This window comes from Citrobacter europaeus (assembly GCA_020099315.1).
In the GTDB taxonomy this organism is placed as follows: domain Bacteria; phylum Pseudomonadota; class Gammaproteobacteria; order Enterobacterales; family Enterobacteriaceae; genus Citrobacter; species Citrobacter europaeus.
In genome coordinates, this window is the sequence record CP083650.1 from 1,293,332 (window position 1) to 1,311,589 (window position 18,258).

The 18,258-nt window shown below is 51.0% G+C and carries 18 protein-coding genes; 8 read left to right on the forward strand and 10 right to left on the reverse strand.

Translation table 11 applies throughout. From position 1 onward, the window contains the following. Positions 1–51 precede the first annotated feature (51 nt). Entirely contained in the window at positions 52–1,212 is a 1,161-nt protein-coding gene (locus LA337_05960) for a pyridoxal phosphate-dependent aminotransferase (protein ID UBI17242.1), read from the forward strand. On the opposite strand, the gene LA337_05965 is transcribed toward LA337_05960, so the two are convergent. The 4 genes from LA337_05965 to dsbG form a co-directional block, all read right to left on the reverse strand. Beyond that, complete coding sequence (locus LA337_05965; protein UBI17243.1) at positions 1,213–1,830, reverse strand: ParB/RepB/Spo0J family partition protein; 618 nt, start codon at positions 1,828–1,830, stop codon at positions 1,213–1,215. It lies immediately after the preceding gene. Further along, positions 1,815–3,038: a phosphoadenosine phosphosulfate reductase gene (locus tag LA337_05970; protein ID UBI17244.1), complete on the reverse strand. Its 1,224-nt coding sequence runs from the start codon at positions 3,036–3,038 to the stop codon at positions 1,815–1,817. Before LA337_05970 ends, LA337_05965 begins: the two co-directional genes overlap by 16 nt. A gap of 160 nt (positions 3,039–3,198) precedes the next feature. Further along, a complete protein-coding gene (locus LA337_05975; GenBank protein UBI17245.1) occupies positions 3,199–4,095 on the reverse strand; it encodes a LysR family transcriptional regulator in 897 nt (298 codons plus the stop codon). 203 nt (positions 4,096–4,298) lie between these two features. Beyond that, a complete protein-coding gene (dsbG, locus tag LA337_05980; GenBank protein ID UBI17246.1) occupies positions 4,299–5,045 on the reverse strand; it encodes a thiol:disulfide interchange protein DsbG in 747 nt (248 codons plus the stop codon). 374 nt (positions 5,046–5,419) lie between these two features. On the opposite strand from dsbG, the gene ahpC reads away from it, so the two are divergent. The 6 genes from ahpC to LA337_06010 all read left to right on the forward strand — a co-directional run bounded on the left by ahpC (position 5,420) and on the right by LA337_06010 (position 12,159). Further along, positions 5,420–5,983: an alkyl hydroperoxide reductase subunit C gene (gene ahpC, locus LA337_05985; protein UBI17247.1), complete on the forward strand. Its 564-nt coding sequence runs from the start codon at positions 5,420–5,422 to the stop codon at positions 5,981–5,983. 239 nt (positions 5,984–6,222) lie between these two features. Then, a complete protein-coding gene (gene ahpF / locus LA337_05990) occupies positions 6,223–7,788 on the forward strand; it encodes an alkyl hydroperoxide reductase subunit F (GenBank protein UBI17248.1) in 1,566 nt (521 codons plus the stop codon). A 222-nt stretch (positions 7,789–8,010) separates the two neighbouring features. Then, complete coding sequence (locus tag LA337_05995; protein UBI17249.1) at positions 8,011–8,565, forward strand: molecular chaperone TorD family protein; 555 nt, start codon at positions 8,011–8,013, stop codon at positions 8,563–8,565. Further along, positions 8,562–10,838, forward strand: coding sequence for a molybdopterin-dependent oxidoreductase (locus tag LA337_06000; GenBank protein ID UBI17250.1), 2,277 nt, complete (start codon positions 8,562–8,564; stop codon positions 10,836–10,838). Before LA337_05995 ends, LA337_06000 begins: the two co-directional genes overlap by 4 nt. Beyond that, the gene (locus LA337_06005; protein UBI17251.1) at positions 10,835–11,392 is read left to right on the forward strand and encodes a 4Fe-4S dicluster domain-containing protein; all 558 of its coding nucleotides are present in this window, start codon (positions 10,835–10,837) and stop codon (positions 11,390–11,392) included. The genes LA337_06000 and LA337_06005 overlap by 4 nt, the downstream gene beginning before the upstream one ends. Beyond that, positions 11,392–12,159, forward strand: coding sequence for a dimethyl sulfoxide reductase anchor subunit (locus LA337_06010; protein UBI17252.1), 768 nt, complete (start codon positions 11,392–11,394; stop codon positions 12,157–12,159). The genes LA337_06005 and LA337_06010 overlap by 1 nt, the downstream gene beginning before the upstream one ends. 68 nt (positions 12,160–12,227) lie before the next feature. Here the strand turns inward: LA337_06010 and uspG are convergent, their stop codons facing one another. After that, positions 12,228–12,656 (reverse strand): universal stress protein UspG, encoded by a 429-nt coding sequence (gene uspG / locus LA337_06015; protein ID UBI17253.1) that lies wholly within the window; start codon positions 12,654–12,656, stop codon positions 12,228–12,230. Between the two features lie 183 nt (positions 12,657–12,839). Continuing rightward, entirely contained in the window at positions 12,840–13,250 is a 411-nt protein-coding gene (gene rnk, locus LA337_06020) for a nucleoside diphosphate kinase regulator (protein ID UBI17254.1), read from the reverse strand. A 275-nt stretch (positions 13,251–13,525) separates the two neighbouring features. Here rnk and LA337_06025 point away from each other — a divergent pair, with 275 nt between their 5' ends. After that, entirely contained in the window at positions 13,526–14,356 is an 831-nt protein-coding gene (locus LA337_06025; protein ID UBI17255.1) for an alpha/beta hydrolase, read from the forward strand. A 64-nt stretch (positions 14,357–14,420) separates the two neighbouring features. Here the strand turns inward: LA337_06025 and rna are convergent, their stop codons facing one another. The 4 genes from rna to citX form a co-directional block, all read right to left on the reverse strand. Continuing rightward, on the reverse strand, positions 14,421–15,227 hold the full coding sequence (gene rna, locus LA337_06030; GenBank protein UBI17256.1) for a ribonuclease I: 807 nt from the start codon (positions 15,225–15,227) through the stop codon (positions 14,421–14,423). Between the two features lie 110 nt (positions 15,228–15,337). Next, on the reverse strand, positions 15,338–16,801 hold the full coding sequence (citT, locus tag LA337_06035) for a citrate/succinate antiporter CitT (protein UBI17257.1): 1,464 nt from the start codon (positions 16,799–16,801) through the stop codon (positions 15,338–15,340). Positions 16,802–16,826: 25 nt separating this feature from the next. Then, positions 16,827–17,732 carry a triphosphoribosyl-dephospho-CoA synthase CitG gene (citG, locus tag LA337_06040; protein UBI17258.1) on the reverse strand — a complete coding sequence of 302 codons (906 nt, stop codon included), beginning with the start codon at positions 17,730–17,732 and terminating at the stop codon, positions 16,827–16,829. Next, positions 17,701–18,255, reverse strand: a complete 555-nt coding sequence (citX, locus tag LA337_06045) for a citrate lyase holo-[acyl-carrier protein] synthase (protein UBI17259.1) — start codon at positions 18,253–18,255, stop codon at positions 17,701–17,703. The genes citG and citX overlap by 32 nt, the downstream gene beginning before the upstream one ends. Between the last annotated feature and the right edge of the window lie 3 nt (positions 18,256–18,258).

The window sequence follows — 18,258 nt, forward strand, 5'->3', positions numbered from 1 at the left end:
CATCGTGCTATAGTGGCTTCAACCACAACATCACATGCTGGGATAACTATAATGAGTAATAACCCGCTGATTCCGCAAAGCAAACTGCCTAATCTGGGCACCACTATTTTCACGCAAATGAGCGCGCTGGCGCAGCAGCACCAGGCCATTAACCTCTCGCAGGGATTTCCTGATTTTGATGGTCCGCTCTTTTTACAAGAACGTCTGGCGTTTCACGTCGCGCATGGCGCAAACCAGTATGCGCCGATGACGGGCGTACAGCCGCTGCGCGAAGCTATTGCGGATAAAACCGCGCAGCTGTACGGCTATAAACCTGATGCGAATAGCGAAGTGACCGTCACTGCGGGGGCTACAGAAGCATTGTACGCCGCGATTACGGCACTGGTACGGCCTGGCGATGAGGTGATTTGTTTTGACCCGAGCTACGACAGCTATGCGCCCGCGATCGAATTATCCGGCGGCGTGGTCAAACGCATCGCGCTGCAACCGCCGTCTTTTCGCGTCGACTGGCAGGAATTTAGCGCGTTACTTAGCGAACGGACCCGGCTGGTGATCCTTAACACTCCGCACAACCCTTCCGCCAGCGTGTGGCATCACGCTGATTTTGATGCCCTGTGGCAGGCGATTAAAGAACGCGATATTTTTGTCATCAGCGATGAAGTGTATGAACATATCTGCTTCGCCGGACAGGGGCATGCCAGCGTGCTGGCGCATCCGCAGCTGCGTGAACGTGCCGTTGCCGTTTCATCGTTTGGTAAGACTTATCATATGACCGGCTGGAAAGTCGGCTACTGCGTAGCGCCTGCCGCCATTAGCACGGAATTGCGCAAGGTACACCAGTATCTGACGTTTTCCGTTAATACGCCGGCACAGCTGGCGCTGGCGGATATGCTGCGCGAAGATCCAACGCATTATCGTGAGTTGCCAGCCTTTTATCAGAAAAAACGCGATGTACTGGTAAATGCGCTGCGTGAAAGCCGACTGGAAATTCTGCCGTGTGAAGGCACGTATTTTCTGCTGGTCGATTACAGCGCCGTCTCCACGCTTGGCGACGTTGAGTTTTGCCAGTGGCTGACCAAAGAAGTGGGCGTTGCGGCGATCCCGCTATCGGTTTTCTGCGCCGATCCTTTCCCGCATAAGCTGATTCGCCTATGTTTTGCCAAGCAGGAATCGACGCTGATAGCGGCAGCCGAACGTCTGGTTTCGCTGTAGCTATTTAACCGTCCAGGCTTTGGAGAAGCGACGGTCGGCAAACAATTCTTGCAGGCCGTTAATTTGTTTCAGGCGTAAAACCTCGTCACTATCCATGCCGAGATCTTTGCCAATTTTCTCTTCACTCCAGCCCAGCATTGATAATTCACGGACGATTTCGGACATGGCATGAATTTGGTGACGTCCGCGAGCGCGGTTATGGCGGATGGTCGCAGCCATACGCTCATGACGCTCACGCTCTAAACAGGAGACCGGCAAATATCCTTTTAGCCTTGTGCGCAGCGAGGCTTTGGCTTTCCCGAGTTCATGGCGGTGGAAACCATCGACAATTTCGTATTCTTCAGCCGTGGAGTGGACCACCACGATGGGTTGCGTGAATCCGTCAGCTTCCAGAGATTTCAGCAACAGCTTTTTCTCCGGTGGCGCAACGTTATTGGGATTGTAGTCATTAGGTGAAATGTGATCATTTTTAACCCACAGCACGCAGTCTACAGGCTCTTCGCGAAAAGGACTGACGCTGTGTATCGCCTGCCTGAATTCATTGATGGCTTCAATTCTCTCTTTTTCTGACAGATTAGAAAGAAAGTCAACGAGTTCCTGAGTTAATCGTTGTTGCATAAGATCCCCCATTCCTGGCGTTTGGTTTTCATGCGTTCGTTATAACGTTGGTAGTTTTTGGGTTTTGTTGGGCTGAATGACAGCGCCCGACACCAGTAGTCGTTATTCAGCAGGACTTTACAGATACGCCGCCACGACGGAATATCCGCTGAGCCAATATCTCGTTCCTGAGTTTGCGGAATATTTTCCATGCCCTTTTTCTTATACCACTGCAAATAGACGGCGATTTTATTGCGATAATGTTCGGCGGTCGTTTCCGGCATGCTGTTGAGCAGCAGCATGGCATATTCCTGCCAGCTTAAATGTTCGGGTTTCAATATTTTTCGATGACCATAAAAATGGTTATCGAGACCTGCATAAATCCCGCCGCTTTTTACGCCGCTGACGCGCGCGCACATTGTCGCCCAGCGTTCAGGCTCAATAACATGGTAGAGCCACAGTCCCTGACGCTGCTCTGGCCCAAAGGGTTCGCAGATGCGCATATATCGTGTAGGAACACCGGCCTGATACATCAGGTTATACAAGGGGTTGCATGGCAGCTGGGTTTTAGCAAACCAGGTCCAGATGTCGGCGGTTTTCCAGTCATAAAGTGGGTAAATATACCAGGTATGCCCGCCGGGGGCGCTGGTGGTCCAGGGCTTATCATCGGCAAAGCGTTGTTTTTGCGAATTAGCAATGGCGACAAAACGATTATATGATTCATCGGCGCGGATCCCGACCATCATCGCGGCTGGTCGTTTCTCTGAATACCAGTCAGCGAACTCGCGAACAAATTGTTCAAACGTCATGCCGGGCTGGTAAAAAGAGAAATACTCAGGATCGGTTATGGCATCTTCCGGAGGCTGGCGAACCCACGGCGTGCCCGGTTCCCAACATTGCCATTCAGGTTGAAATTGGGAGAGGGAATTTTGCGTAGTGAGCGGTAATGCGACCCAATAAAAACGTTCGATGACATCGGAATAACGTTCGCGAAGCGCCTGTACATAGTCGATAGTGCATGAAAACTGGGCTTCCCAGTCGATAAATAACACGTCAATTTTTTTACCTGACTGGCGGGCACTTATGGCCGTCAGATGTAACATCAACCCAGAATCTTTACCCCCAGAGAAAGAAACGCAAATGCGTGGCAGAGCCTCAAGCGTCCAGGCAATACGTTCCTGTGCGGCTTCGAGAACGTTTTGATTCAGTGGTATTTTATAAACAGACATATCAAGTCCATATCCAGATTTTATTATTTACAGCTATAGTAAATACTTTCAATAAGATATGCTAATTTCACCAGGATGCAATACTTAAACATATTCACGGTTTAAATATTGCCGTCTAATTTATAAAAAATATATATTGTTGCGTTGTTATTTACAGAGCCTATGGGGTGATCGTTTTAATGTACTCAGCAAATGATTTGTTATTAAGTGAGGAGCGATTATACATTAGAAATAGCTTAACTGATGGTAATTTGAAATCAACACTGATCTCTTTGAGGTTAAGCGCAGCGGCGTTTTGCTCATATATTATTTTGGGAAGGAGACCAATAATATCCGTGCTGGCAATAATATTGGCAATAGAAGTCAACGAATCACTACTAAAACCTATTTTACGGTTGAGAAAGAGATTATTCGCTGCTGACTGTTGCTCCTGGACGCTTGGTTGAGTCGTGATAAGCAATGTAAACTGCTCGCGCATGATTTCTTCAAGCGTACTGTGTTCAACCATTCTGGGATGATTCCTGCTGCATACTAAAACACTTTCAACTGTTTTAAACAGGGTACATACGATAGAGCGGTTGTGCACAGGTACTGTCGAGATGATTAGATCAGCCTTGCGGTACGCCAGAATATTTTCTGCGGTTTCTGTCGACATTAATATATCGTGGTGTTCAATTTCGACATCGGAGTTTTTTCTTAATGAGTTTATTAATTCCGTTACGCCCAGCGTGGTGGTGATTTGTGGACTGTAGATTACGAATTTATTTTTCAGACTGGATCCGTGCATAATATTAATGGTTTGTTCCAGTTTATTTAGATTCTGCTCAAGGTGCTGATGAAGATTGACGCCTGTCACCGTAGGCGTAATGCCTTTGCCGGAGCGAATAAACAAAGGGTCGTTAAACTGCGTACGCAGTCGTTGTAATGACTGGCTTACGGCTGATGGTGTGATGTACAGCGTTTCTGCAGCTTTGCTGATGCTTAAATGTTGATATATGCATTCAAATATAACCAGCAGGTTGAGATCGAACTTTTTGAGGTCATAGAGGTTAGCCATGCATACCTTCCTGTGATGGTAATGTATTGAAAAATTCAATTATGGAATAGTTTAAATGCTAGTTATTCTTGGAATTTATGTTTCTGTGCTTAATGAATAATTAACTTTAGCTAAAATAGCACAGATTGCGTAATTTTCACCAGAAAGTTAATTCTAATGAGTGATTGAAATGAGAACGATAACAATCACTCATCTTGTTACCTTTATTTATTTCCCATGATAATGTTTAATTTTTCTTTATCCGGTAAGCCTACTTCCTGTTGTAACGTATCGTCTTTACTCATGTAATAGATAGCCGGCGTTACGTTGGCCCCCAAATCATCCATCAACTTTTGGTTGATATTCAGTACCTTCATTTGCTCCGCAGGGACCGAAGCCGGGATTTCCAGCTTCATTTTCCCACCGGATGCCTCATAGTCATGCCAGGTTTTGGCCGGATCTTTGGCTGCCAGAATTGCAGCGGCGGTGGCCGGGCTTTCAGGTTTAATTACGCCAACCAATAATGTACGCAACTGAACTTTACCGGCGTCCACCCACGGACGCGCCTGCTGCCAGAACTGTTTGCAATAGGGACAGAAAGGATCTGCAAACACGTAGACGATGACCGGGGCCTCTTTTTTCCCGTCCAGAATCCATGCTGCTTTTTCCATTCGCTGCCACATCTCTCGTCCCGCAGGAGCATAGATCTCTTTTTCGATTAGCGCATTGCTGAGATTTTCGCCTTTTTCGTTATACATGTAGCCGGAGATGGCATGTTTACCGTCAGGCGTGACATAGATAGTGACCCCCATGTCCTGGTATTTTCCCAGATAGCCTTTCATTCCTCCCGGCGCGTCGAAGGGTTTCAGGATAGTAATACCCTGTTTCTCAATAGCTTTAACGGGAGCAGGCAGTTCTTCGGCATGCACCACGGCAGGGAGCAGGGTTAACAGTAAGGTACGTTTAAACATTGATTTTCCTTATAAAATCAGAAGGAAAGGGGACTTAGTTGCAAAACCTATCGCAGCCATAGGTAAGATCGACCGTCCGTCGATTGCCCTTTCTTGAGTTGGGTGATGTAATCCCAATCGCTGTTACGACCTTTGTTAAGGTAATGTAGAGCGCAACACATAGCCAGCCCTGCTGGCACTGACGTTACCTGCGGGTAGCTCGGGTAATGAGGCTCCCTGCAAAGGGGGCCTTTTTTACTTTTATCTTTAGGTTCACAACATGTGTTTGAGTGGGTTGTTAGTTATCGCTTATTGATTTGATAAAGGAAACGCATTAGCCCTGCGAAGAGATTTTCGTTAACTTATCTCTCAACGAAAACACGGAGGAAGTACAGATGTCTTTGATTAATACCAAAATTAAACCTTTCAAAAACCAGGCGTTCAAAAACGGTGAGTTCATCGAAGTAACCGAGAAAGATACCGAAGGTCGCTGGAGCGTCTTCTTCTTCTACCCGGCTGACTTCACCTTCGTATGCCCGACCGAACTGGGCGACGTTGCAGACCATTACGAAGAACTGCAGAAACTGGGCGTAGATGTGTATTCCGTATCTACTGACACCCACTTCACCCACAAAGCATGGCACAGCAGCTCTGACACCATCGCGAAAATCAAATACGCGATGATCGGCGACCCGACTGGCGCCCTGACCCGTAACTTCGACAACATGCGTGAAGATGAAGGTCTGGCTGACCGCGCAACCTTCGTTGTTGACCCGCAGGGTATCATCCAGGCAATCGAAGTTACCGCTGAAGGTATCGGCCGTGATGCGTCTGACCTGCTGCGCAAAATCAAAGCGGCTCAGTACGTCGCTTCTCACCCAGGTGAAGTTTGCCCGGCAAAATGGAAAGAAGGTGAAGCCACGTTAGCCCCATCTCTGGACCTGGTCGGTAAAATCTAAAATTCGCTACGCCTTTCGCGCTACAGGTGCGTTGGCTACGCTTAATCACCCCGGTAACTTACTTATGTAAGCTCCCGGGGATTCATAAGCTTGCCGTCTGCCTGTAACACGAAATTCTTGCGAATTAATCCTTAAGCGGGTGCGTCGTGCCCGTTTTATTCCAACACCATGATGCAAACGTATTCAGACTGCCTGAACGAGGCCGCTTGCATGATGATGTTTTCAGAGAGGGAAGAAGAATGCTCGACACAAATATGAAAACCCAGCTCAGGGCTTACCTTGAGAAACTGACCAAACCTGTTGAGCTGATTGCTACGCTGGATGACAGCGCTAAATCGGCAGAAATCAAGGAACTGCTGACTGAAATTGCTGAACTGTCAGAAAAAGTCACCTTTAAAGAAGACAATACTCTGGCGGTACGTAAGCCATCGTTCCTGATTACCAATCCCGGTTCTCACCAGGGGCCGCGCTTTGCCGGTTCTCCGCTGGGCCATGAGTTTACCTCGCTGGTACTGGCGCTATTGTGGACTGGCGGTCATCCGTCAAAAGAGGCGCAGGCGCTGCTGGAGCAGATCCGCGATCTCGACGGTGATTTTGAATTTGAAACCTATTATTCGCTCTCCTGCCATAACTGTCCGGATGTGGTACAGGCGCTGAACCTGATGTCGGTATTGAACCCACGCATCAAGCATACGGCGATTGACGGTGGTACATTCCAGAACGAAATCACCGATCGCAATGTGATGGGCGTTCCGGCGGTATATATGAACGGCAAAGAGTTCGGCCAGGGTCGTATGACGCTGACTGAGATTGTCGCGAAAGTGGATACTGGCGCAGAAAAACGTGCGGCCGAAGAGCTGAATAAGCGAGATGCCTACGATGTGTTGATTGTTGGCTCCGGTCCTGCGGGAGCGGCTGCGGCGGTGTACTCTGCACGTAAAGGTATTCGCACCGGTCTGATGGGCGAACGCTTTGGCGGTCAGGTTCTTGATACCGTTGATATTGAAAACTACATCTCGGTACCGAAAACCGAAGGCCAGAAACTGGCGGGCGCGCTGAAAGCACACGTTGATGATTATGATGTTGATGTGATCGACAGCCAGAGCGCAAGCAAACTGGTTCCGGCGGCGCAGGAAGGTGGTTTGCACCAGATTGAAACGGCATCCGGCGCGGTGCTGAAAGCGCGCAGCATTATCATCGCCACCGGCGCGAAATGGCGCAACATGAACGTTCCGGGCGAAGATCAGTATCGCACCAAAGGCGTAACTTACTGCCCGCACTGCGACGGCCCGCTGTTTAAGGGTAAGCGCGTGGCGGTGATTGGCGGCGGTAACTCTGGTGTTGAAGCAGCTATTGACCTCGCAGGCATTGTTGAACATGTGACGTTGCTGGAGTTTGCTCCTGAAATGAAGGCTGATCAGGTGCTGCAGAATAAGCTTCGCAGCCTGAAAAACGTCGACATCATTCTGAATGCGCAAACGACAGAAGTGAAAGGCGATGGCAGCAAAGTCACTGGTCTGGAGTATCGCGACCGCGTGAGCGGCGATGTTCACAGCGTGGAACTGGCAGGTATCTTTGTACAGATTGGTCTGTTGCCAAACACCAACTGGCTGGAAGGTGCCGTTGAACGTAATCGCATGGGTGAAATCATCATCGATGCCAAATGTGAAACCAGCGTGAAGGGCGTTTTCGCCGCCGGTGACTGCACCACCGTACCGTATAAGCAGATCATCATCGCGACCGGTGAAGGCGCGAAGGCCTCGTTGAGTTCGTTTGATTATCTGATTCGCACGACAGTAGCATAAAAAAGTAAGACTCACCTGCAATCTCAAAACCGCCAGTCATCCGCTGGCGGTTTTTTATTTCCGCGCTCTCATATTGTCAATTCTTGAAACAATTAACCGCATAAAACATTCACTTAATTAGTCTGATCATTAGTTTTATCAAAGAAAGATTAGACGTTTTCTTTATTATATTAACCTGCATTATGTTTTCATTTGTTGTATGAATAAATGGTTGGTTAATTCATGGGTGAAATATATGAAACCCTGACGATCTTTGAATCGACAGGGTTGTTGTTGCGTGATTTTTTTATTTCTCACGATAGTCACACGCTGAAAGCGGCTTATTCAGCTTTGGATACAAATGCCTCGCTGCTAACAGAGCAGGAGTGGCTGGAAGCGGAGTATGACTTCAATGCGCTATTTGTCGGGCCGCAGACGCTAAAGGCCGCGCCATTCGCTTCGGTTTATCTCGAAGAAGATGCCCTCGTAATGGGTAAATCAACGCTGAGCATGCGGGAATTTATGGCAAACATAGGTTTGTCTATAAGTCATGTAAATAACATTCCGGATGATCATATTTCCTGTGTATTGGAATTAGCGGTTTTATTATCGGCTAATGCCAGAACATCAGCAGAATACCAGGTCGCCCTTACTCGATATGTAAGCGAGTATATAGCGATATGGGTGCCCGAGTATATAGAAAAAATAAATATAAATGCACAGACCGCCACGCTGAAAACCGTCGCGGAAAGGTTGTCTTCTTGGCTTGATGAATTAAACACGAGAGTATCAATATGAGTAATGAACCGGGAATTCTGAACAGACGTTCATTTTTGAAAGGCTTAATTGCCCTTGGAACAGTGGCTGCCCTGCCAGGGGGATTGCTGACTTCACGCTGCGCATTGGCGCAACCGCCCATTCCGTTTAACCCCAAAACCTACAAAATTTCTCGCAACGCCTGTCCGCGTAACTGCTATGACACCTGTAGCCTGAAAACCTGGGTCAAGGATGACGTTATCACCTTTGTGGAAGGCGCGCCTGAGTCAACGTTTACGCACGGAACACCGTGTGTAAAAGGTCTGACTTATCCTCGCCGGGTATATAGCCCGGATCGCATTAAATATCCGATGATTCAGGATGTTCGTGGCAGCGGTAACTGGCGTCGTATCTCCTGGGACGAAGCAATGCAGCGCATTGCAACCAAGATGCTGGAGATCAAAAAGAAAGACGGCTCAATGCTTGGGCTGGCGCTGTCAAAATACTCAGGCAATCTTGGGGTGATGGGCTATGCCGTTGAAGGGATGATGTCTTCGCTGGGTTACACCACCCGTTTTGCCGGGACGCCTTGCTGGCCAGCGGGTATCGATGCCCAGAACTACGACATGGGCGACATGTGGTGTAACGACCCGGAAGATTTTGTTAAAGCAAAATACATCATCATCTGGGGCGCTAACCCGGCATGGTGCTCTATGCACACCATGAAGTACATCTATCAGGCGCGGGAGAAAGGCGCAAAAGTGGTCGTTATCGATCCGCTGTTAACGCAAACCGCCGCGAAAGCCGATCTCTATTTACGTGTTCGTCCAGGCTCTGATGGCGCCCTGGCGCTGGGCATGGCGCGCCACCTGGTGGATAAAGGTTTGGTGGATCAGAATTTCGTCACTCACTATTCCCACGGATACCCGGAATTCGAAGCGTATCTACGCAACAGTGTGACCGTAGAGTGGGCTGCTGAAATTTGCGGTCTGTCGGCGGATGTGATTCGCCAGTTGGCGGAAGAGTTTACGGCGGTTAATCCTGCCACCGTGTGGATTGGCTACGGCATGCAGCGCCATGTTAACGGCGGCGCTAACGTACGTGCGATCGATGCCTTTGTGGCGATGACCGGCAATATTGGTATTGAGGGCGGCGGCGCTCGCTACGGCCATCTGCAGACATGGGGCTATAACTACCACGGAATGATGCAAAAGCCTCCTGCAGGTTCTGTCGGTATGAAAGGCGCTGGTGGTCCGGTGGGCGAGTTTGTTAGCGATAGCGGTGAGAAGAGCGAATACTCCGATCGTGCGCTGAACATCAACCAAACGGCGCAGGGGATCCTCGACGCCAGTGAACCACCGGTACGTATGCTGTGGGTGGCCTCTAAAAACCCATTTGCTCAGGATTTCGACCGCAACAAGATGATCAAAGCGTTTGATAAACTGGAAATGGTGGTTTGTGTCGACCAGTTCTTCAACGAAACCGTCCAGCATGCGGATATCGTGCTGCCCGTCACAACAACTTTTGAGCAATGGGATGTCTCTTCGTCCTATTGGCACTATTGGTTATCCGTCAACGAACCGGCTATTAAACCGCTGTATGAGTGCAAGAGCGATCCTGAAATAGCGGCGCTGTTGTCCAAAACCATCAATAAACTGGAACCCGGTTCATGTACCTTCCCGCAGGAGTTTGATGCTAAACGTTGGTTGGATCAGGAATTCAATGAGGGAATGGGCAAACAGTTCGGCATAGCGGGCTGGAATGACCTGCTGGAAGGACCCCGCAAAGCAAAAATGGTCAGCAGCGCGGCCTGGTTCGATCGCAAATTCAAAACGCCGTCAGGCAAGTATGAGTTTAAATCAGAACGCTGCGCGGAAAACGGTCACACGGCTTTGCCTGAATATAAAGCGGGTGCGCAGGGAGCGCTGCCGTTCCACCTGTTTACACCTCACCTGCAGTACGGTCTGCACTCGCAGTTTGTCAATCTGGACTGGATGCAGGTTTTTTGGCCAGAACCCTTTGTCTATATCCACCCGCTTGCTGCGCAGAAAAAGGGCATCACAGAGGGCGCTCACGTCAAAGTTTTCAACGAGGCGGGTCATGTTGAGCTGCGCGCCAAAATCACCACCAACGTGCCGGAAGATTTTCTTGTGATGTACGAGTCCTGGTTCAATAAGCTTAGTTACAACGTACAGAATGTGGTTAAAGATACGCCAGCCGATATGGGGAAAATGGCGACAGGCGCACCTGGTGCGGCCATTCACAGTCAATTTGTAGATATTACTCTGTCAGGAAATGAAGGAGCAGCGGCATGAGACGCGCGTTTTTAGTTAATAGCGATAAGTGCATCGGCTGCCGTGGCTGTGCGATGGCGTGTAAAAGTTTTAACCAGCTGGAGCCAGAACGTTTCTGGCGCTATGTCTACCCGCTGGATAAAGAAATTTATCCGCATGAGGAGCGAGCGTTCTACTCGCTGGCCTGTAACCACTGCGAAAATCCGGCCTGCCTGGCAGCTTGTCCGGTAGAGGCGTACACCAAACGTGAGGATGGCGTTGTCGTGCATAACCCGGAACGTTGTATCGGATGCAAAAACTGTATCCGCAACTGTCCATACGGTGCGCCGCGCTTTAATGAAGAAACGAAAAAAGCGGAAAAATGCAGCATGTGCTACGAGCGTCTTGATGTTGGCATGCAGCCGGCGTGCGTGAATGCCTGTCCGGTAGGTGCGCTGACGCTTATTGACCTCGATGCCGATCCGATACCTGACAATGCGGTGCAGTATCCGCCGGGATTCCCGCGTATGCCGCAGCTTAATCCTGGCACGCGTTTTATCCTCGCGCGTCAACCGAAGCAACCGGAGGGCAAGTAATGGAAAAGTATGAACTTCCTCTGGTTATTTTTACCGTCTTGAGCCAGATGTCGGTCGGTATAACGCTCATTCTGACGCTGCGCGCGTTGCAAGGAAAACTGGAAAGCAAACGCCTGTACTGGTTGGTTAGCGGGCTGATTCTGGCAGCGGCTTCCGTGGCGGCGGTATTGCACCTTGCGCATCCGGATCGCGCCTACAACGCCCTGATCAACCTGCAGCACGCCTGGCTCAGCCGTGAAATTCTCGGCGCAACGTTATACGGCGCGGCGGTGGGCGTGACGTTTTTGGCAAAAGGACATAAAGTGCCGGCGGTTCTGGCTTCTGTTCTCGGGATCGCACTGGTGGCGGTTCAGGGGATGACCTATGCCGCCCCGGCAATGGTGGCGATCGCCAACGGTCTGACAATGCTGCTGTTTTTCATTACGGTGTGGGTGATGGGCTGCGCGGCGATTCCGCTGCTTAACCTCGCGCCTGCCGTTGCCGCATTGCGCCAGGGAATTATTGTTTGTATGGCGGTCATGATTGCCGCGCATGTTATCTGGCTAAGCGGCGGCACTATCATGCAGATGACGGCGCATGCCTGGCTGACGTCGCCGCTTTATCTCGCAAGCCTGGTGTGTCTGGCGGTGGCCTTTGCGCTCAGCCGCCAGGGCGAGCGTCGTGCAAAAGCGCTCTTTGTCCTGCTGTTTGTTGGCGTATTCCTGAGTCGTCTGACGTTCTTTGGCGATACGGTCAGCACTATCGTCAATATCGGTCATTTGTACTGATTGTGAGGTAATAAAAACCCCTGTCAGGCATTAACCTGGCAGGGGTTTCTTTAGTAACGGTGAGGCTGTTAACGCACGACCAGCACCGGCAGCGTCGCGTGGCGAACTACGCTGGAAGCATTTGAGCCGAGCAGATGGGTGCTGATTGATGGGTTACGCGATCCAATGACGACCACATCCGCATTCAACTCTTCACCCAACTCGTTGACCACGTCACGGACGCTGCCAAAGCGGACGTGTTGTTTAATACGGGAAGGATCGATGCTGAAGTGACCGACCATTGTTTGCAGACGGGTTTCCGCTTCGTGTTGCAGATGCTCTTCAAAACGACGGACATCTGCCGCAAAGCGGTGCAGGCTTAAGCTCGCTGAGCCTGGCAGCACATGCAGCAGATGGATAACCCCTTTATCCTGGGCCAGAAATTCTGCATGGCGAATAGCCTTGTCGCTCAGTTCCATTTCGAATACATCAACAGGCATTATGATTGTGTTGTACATAAACATTCTCCTTGTCATTACATGAACACATAACAGCATAGTATTAAAAATGATTCTGTCAGTCACGACACAGATTTATGTTTTGCGAACAGGAAAGAAAGCGAGGAGCAGGGAAATCTAACCGGAAAGAGGATGCGGATGCATCCCCTGTAAGATAAAGCGCGTGGCTTTGATAAGACAGAGTTAGCGCAGGTAGTCGCCTGCAGCTTCAGGCTGGTACTCAAGCTCGATGACTTCGAGGTGCGTTGAGGTCCCGCCAGGCAGTTCCCAGTGAATAGTGTCGCCAACGCGCAGGCCCAGAAGTGCAGCGCCGACAGGTGCCATTACCGAAAGCTGTGTGCTGCTGTCAGTCATATTGGCCGGATACACCAGGGTACGCACACGGACTTCGCCATCACTCAGATTGCGGAATTTCACGCGGCTGTTCATGGTTACGACATCGTGCGGCATGGTTTCTGGAGAACACATTTGGGCACGATCCAGCTCGGCGTTCAGGGCGTCGGCAATCGGTAAACCAGCAAACGCAGGTTGCTCCAACAGGCGGTCAATGCGTTCCGCATCGAGGTCGTTAATGATGATAGTTGGTCTGGACATTTATTACTCCATGTCGTCGAAACTGCGGGTGCGCAGGTAAATAATCCCAAAAGAAAACCCTCACCGTCAGGCGGCAAGGGTTTAGCTTTTATGATGATACTGAGACTTACCCCATGTTTGAAGTGATTTAGTTCACATTCAGGTAAATCATCAATTTTGTCGCATATAGTGTGATTTTAGCCGAAAAACGTGATCGTTCTCCAATTTGCATTATGCTTTTTAAGCGCTCGCTACGGGCGCGTCAAACAACTCAGTGTTCCGCGACAGGAGATCTCATGAGCGAGTACGACAAACTTACCTTGAAAGACGGCAGCTATTTGCATTTTAAAGACTGGGGAAGTGGACAGCCTATCGTCTTCAGCCATGGTTGGCCGTTGACGGCAGATGCGTTTGAAGATCAGATGCTGTTCCTCGGGTCGAAAGGATTTCGTGTAATCGCCCATGACAGGCGCGGCCATGGGCGTTCGGCTCAACCCTGGGATGGCCACAATATGGATCAGTATGCTGACGATCTGGCTGAACTGACCGCGCATCTCAATCTTAAAGATGCTGTTCATGTCGGACACTCTACCGGCGGTGGGGAAGTGGCGCGCTACATAGGTCGCCATGGAACGCAGCGGGTGGCAAAAGCGGTGTTAATCGGCGCGGTGACGCCCATTATGATCAAGACCGACTTTAATCCAAATGGCGTGCCGAAAGAGGTGTTTGATGGCATCCGTGAAGGGGTGATAAACGATCGCGCTGCCTTTTTCTATGAACTGACCGCAGCATTCTATGGCTACAACCGCCCGGGTGCGAACGAGTCAAAAGCCGTTCGCGAAAGCTTTGTTGAACAGGGCTTACAAGGTTCCATCAAAGCGTTGTACGACTGTATTCACGCGTTTTCAGAAACCGACCTGCGTGAGGACCTCAAAAAAATGACCATTCCGACGCTGGTCATCCACGGTGATGACGATCAGATTGTCCCGTTTGAAACCTGCGGAAAGGTCGCGGCGGAAATACTGCCGGACTCGCAGCTGAAGGTGTATGTCGGCGGCTCGCATGGTATTTGCACCACCCATAAACAACAGATCAACGGCGATCTGCTCAACTTTATTCAATCGTAATCTTTTTAGAACGTATAACGCTGATCCGCCCGATGGGGATCAGCGTTATGCCCGGTCGCGAGTTTCAGTATCCCACTTTATCGATAATAAACTGTTTACCGCAGTTACCCGGATGCGGCTGCGGTAAGAATGACTGTGGGGATAACGTCTGGTTGATGGTGTCGGCCTTCAGGGACAACTGGATCTCGGTGAGATACGCCGGATTGCCGTGGCAGCTTAGCTTCACGGCTTTGATGCTCTCTTGGCCCCAGCTTTTGGCGATGGCGGCGTCAAATGCGCTACGGCTGACGGTTTTGCCGTAGTTTTCCGCCAGGAACTTGCCCGCCTCACTGTTCTTAACCTCGTTATTTAGCCGTACCATCGTGCCGAAATACTCGTCGGGATCAAAGCCGAAACAGGCGCCATGTTTGGCATACTCGTAACGTTCCAGACAAGTTCTCCCGCCTGCGCCGGGCATTACGGCGCTGAGTTTTGCCGCGCTTTCCAGCGACAGACCGGTTTCGGGGGCCGCGCATTTACGGCTGGCGCGTGCTTCAGGCAGGTTGGGAATAGGGCGAGTCGCGCAGCCAAAGCGCATCCAGCGGCGGTTGTCTACTCCACGGGCGGCGATGGATTTTGGCAGGCTGGGCCATAAACCGTGAACGGTCAGGAAATCTGCTTTGTTCGCGCTCTCTTTTTGCAGACGACATTCGTCAGGCTCCTGACGATTACGCTCGTGTTGACTCTGACAAAATCCGGTTTGCCAGGAGAGGGCCAGCACGTAGCTGTCAAAATCAGCGTACTGTTTTGCCAGAAGTTCATCGGCCTGAGCCGCAGAAACGGGCAGCAGGAGTGCTGCCAGCAACGAAGAATAACGCCATGTTGATGTCATGATGATTTCGGATACTTATATAAATTCTGAATATCATCTATTTAATCATAAAAAATGCCAGTCAGGTTTAGCTGACTGGCATCATTTTCATCAGGCGTGAACCAGGATGATTAGCTCCACATTGCCAGAATCGGCCAGCCGACCAGCAGAAGCATAGAGATGTAGATAACGCCGAAGATAGCACCCAGACGCCAGTAGTCTTTGGACTTCACATAACCACAGCCGTAGATGATAACGCCAGGGCCCGTTGCATACGGAGTCAGACAGCCCATGATACCGATAGACAGTACCAGCAGGATACACAGGTGTTCCATTGGAACGCCCGGGATGCCTTTACCGACGGCCAGAATAACCGGCAGCATGGTGGCAGTGTGTGCAGAAAGGCTGGCAAACAGGTAGTGAGCAAAATAGAACACCAGCACCAGAACGATCACGGTCGCGTTAGGCGAGAAGCCTTCCAGGTGCGTGCTCATGGTGTTGGCGAACCAGTCGATGAAGCCTGAACGGGTTAAACCATTCGCCATAACGACCAGCGTGGCGAGGTTGACCAGGGTGTTCCATGCGCTGTTATAGCGGGTAATGTCTTTCCACGGTACCACGTGCAGCGCCAGCATCAGGGAAACGGCGAGCAGGCCTACTGCGGTTGCATCAATCAGTTTACCACCGAAGACCCACAGACCCAGGCTGAGCAGAACCAGACCGATCAGGGTCAGCTCTTTGCGCGTCAGTTTACCCATGGTTTTCAGTTCATCACCGGCCCATGCGGCAACTTCAGCACTGTGAGTGACTTCTGGCTTGTACAGAACATAGGACAGCCACGGAGCAACGATCAGCAAAATAATACCCACCGGCAGGAAGCTGAGGAACCATTGCAGCCAGCTGATTTGAATACCGGCAATTTTGTTGACGAATTCCAGACCCAGCACGTTAGGCGCAGCGCCGGTAACGAACATAGAGGAGCTCAGGCTGGTACTGATGACCATCATCCACATCAGATATCCGCCGATACGGCGCGCGGAAGGATCGTTCGGGAATGACTTAAACAGCGGCGGCAGGTTTTTAATTACCGGGAATACGGTGCCACCGGTACGCGCGGTGTTGGACGGTGTAAACGGCGCCAGCAGAATGTCGATGATAACAATCGCATAGCCCAGCGTCAGGGTACGTTTACCCATGAATTTCACCAGGAACAGTGCGATACGACGACCCAGACCGGTGACTTCATAACCCAGTGCGAAGATAAACGCACCGAACACCAACCACACGGTGGTGCTGGAGAAGCCTGCCAGACCCCATTTCAGCGCTTGCTTACCCGCTTTAAACGCCGGGTCGGCCAGTTCGGAAGCATCAAACAGCAGATAGTTGCTGCCGATAACGCAGATCGTGACGGCGATAAAGCTGATCGCTGTTGCCGGAATTGGCTCAAGGATCATACCGACGATCATCGCCACAAATACAGCAAAGTAGTGCCAGGCCTGTGGGGGCATTCCATCGGGTACAGGGATAAGAAACATGACGCCCATTACAACCAGCGGGGCCAATAACTTCCATATTTTATCTTTTGCTAAAGACATGTGTGTGATTCTCCGGAAAGGATCTTTAATTGTGATAATGATGAACTTGTGAAATCTGAGCTAAGAACCAGGTGACGATCAGCAGATCGGCGCAGCCTCCAGGACTGAGGTTGCGTTCAATGCACTGTTGGTCGAACTGGCGCAGGTATTCGAGATCGGCAGGGGTGCGAACTCCCCCTTGCTGCAACAGGGAGGTGGCCTGCTGCTGTAGCCAACGCAGACCTTCTGCGCCGCCACGTGAAGCCACGTTGGTGTCGCCGTTGATAGACATCAGCAGCAATAATGTGTCGAGTAACGCCAGTTCAGGGTCGCGGCCCTGAGTCAGCAGTGCGCGGTAGTGCGGCAGGGCATGCTGGATGACTAGCGGGTACCCCGCTTCGGCTTCGCCCCGTGCGCCGGTTAATCCCAATTGCTGATAAAGACGTTGGCCAGCCGTGAGTTGTTGATTGTTCTGGCGCAGTTCGCGCTCGGTCAGGCCACGGCAAAATGTTGCTGCCGTAGAGCAAATGGTTTCAGCGGTAACAGTCAGTTGGAGCTGGTGCAGGCGGCCAATGGCGGCGCACAGCAGCCCCAGCGAAAAGATGCTCCCTTTATGGGTGTTTACCCCGGCGGTGGCGCGAAACATATCGGCTTCGCAGGCCATGCCCAGCGGACGCAGTCCTTTCAGCACATCTTCAGGTGACAGCTGCGCGCTAAACGCCCCATATTCAATAAAACGTGGTAGCCACGCCTGAATCGCTTCAGCACTGCGATGAAAATCTTCCAGCGCCATATCTTTATGCGCGCCGTTGTTAATACGATCCACCAGACCGGGTTTGGGCGACAGGTTGACTTCAGTCAACATAGCCCGCCACGCAAGCGTTGCGTAAGCATCAGGCAGATCCAGAGGAAGGACTGCGTTATTGGTTGATGTTGCGGGAATCGGCATCATGCAGCAGAGCCTCCATCTGAGAAAGTAAGTCGGAAAGCGCGTGGGTTTTACCCCGCGCACAGTCGGCAGCACTTTGCTCGCACAACAGACAGCGGCGGGCAGGGAGTGCGAAATGACGCCGGGACAGAATTTCCCCCTCAGGGGTCAGGACATCGATGTCCCATAACCGTCCCAGCGGGTGTGAATGCTCAAGTTCAATCGTGGCGAGCTTGAGGTCGTGGGCCGGAGCCTCAACAGACAAAAGACCTTCCGGACCGCTGGCAGAAACCAGCGCCGTTTGCTCCCTGATAATCCAGGCGGATTTTTCCGCCAGCGCGAGCAGGGCGGTGACGCCGTGATTAAAGATGCGACGAGTTAATTCGCTGTCTTTAATCGGACCCGGTGCGACCACGGTAAACGAGACCAGCGCCGCGTGGTGGCGGGTCAGCCAGGCATGTTGCCTTGCTTGCCTCTCATCACGGCTGGCGAGCAGCTCGGGAATAGAAACCGCGTGTTGGGTGGCGTGTTCAGGGAGCAGGTGCATGGC

Excerpts from the sequence above, each read along its gene's own strand:
- LA337_06010 (UBI17252.1), top strand. The coding sequence starts at position 11,392 with ATGGAAAAGTATGAACTTCCTCTGGTTATTTTTACCGTCTTGAGCCAG.
- rnk (UBI17254.1), bottom strand. The coding sequence starts at position 13,250 with ATGTCCAGACCAACTATCATCATTAACGACCTCGATGCGGAACGCATT.
- LA337_05975 (UBI17245.1), bottom strand. The coding sequence starts at position 4,095 with ATGGCTAACCTCTATGACCTCAAAAAGTTCGATCTCAACCTGCTGGTT.
- citG (UBI17258.1), bottom strand. The coding sequence starts at position 17,732 with ATGATGCCGATTCCCGCAACATCAACCAATAACGCAGTCCTTCCTCTG.
- LA337_06000 (UBI17250.1), top strand. The coding sequence starts at position 8,562 with ATGAGTAATGAACCGGGAATTCTGAACAGACGTTCATTTTTGAAAGGC.
- dsbG (UBI17246.1), bottom strand. The coding sequence starts at position 5,045 with ATGTTTAAACGTACCTTACTGTTAACCCTGCTCCCTGCCGTGGTGCAT.
- citX (UBI17259.1), bottom strand. The coding sequence starts at position 18,255 with ATGCACCTGCTCCCTGAACACGCCACCCAACACGCGGTTTCTATTCCC.
- LA337_06005 (UBI17251.1), top strand. The coding sequence starts at position 10,835 with ATGAGACGCGCGTTTTTAGTTAATAGCGATAAGTGCATCGGCTGCCGT.
- LA337_06025 (UBI17255.1), top strand. The coding sequence starts at position 13,526 with ATGAGCGAGTACGACAAACTTACCTTGAAAGACGGCAGCTATTTGCAT.
- LA337_05960 (UBI17242.1), top strand. The coding sequence starts at position 52 with ATGAGTAATAACCCGCTGATTCCGCAAAGCAAACTGCCTAATCTGGGC.
- rna (UBI17256.1), bottom strand. The coding sequence starts at position 15,227 with ATGACATCAACATGGCGTTATTCTTCGTTGCTGGCAGCACTCCTGCTG.
- LA337_05995 (UBI17249.1), top strand. The coding sequence starts at position 8,011 with ATGGGTGAAATATATGAAACCCTGACGATCTTTGAATCGACAGGGTTG.
- citT (UBI17257.1), bottom strand. The coding sequence starts at position 16,801 with ATGTCTTTAGCAAAAGATAAAATATGGAAGTTATTGGCCCCGCTGGTT.
- ahpC (UBI17247.1), top strand. The coding sequence starts at position 5,420 with ATGTCTTTGATTAATACCAAAATTAAACCTTTCAAAAACCAGGCGTTC.
- LA337_05965 (UBI17243.1), bottom strand. The coding sequence starts at position 1,830 with ATGCAACAACGATTAACTCAGGAACTCGTTGACTTTCTTTCTAATCTG.
- ahpF (UBI17248.1), top strand. The coding sequence starts at position 6,223 with ATGCTCGACACAAATATGAAAACCCAGCTCAGGGCTTACCTTGAGAAA.
- LA337_05970 (UBI17244.1), bottom strand. The coding sequence starts at position 3,038 with ATGTCTGTTTATAAAATACCACTGAATCAAAACGTTCTCGAAGCCGCA.
- uspG (UBI17253.1), bottom strand. The coding sequence starts at position 12,656 with ATGTACAACACAATCATAATGCCTGTTGATGTATTCGAAATGGAACTG.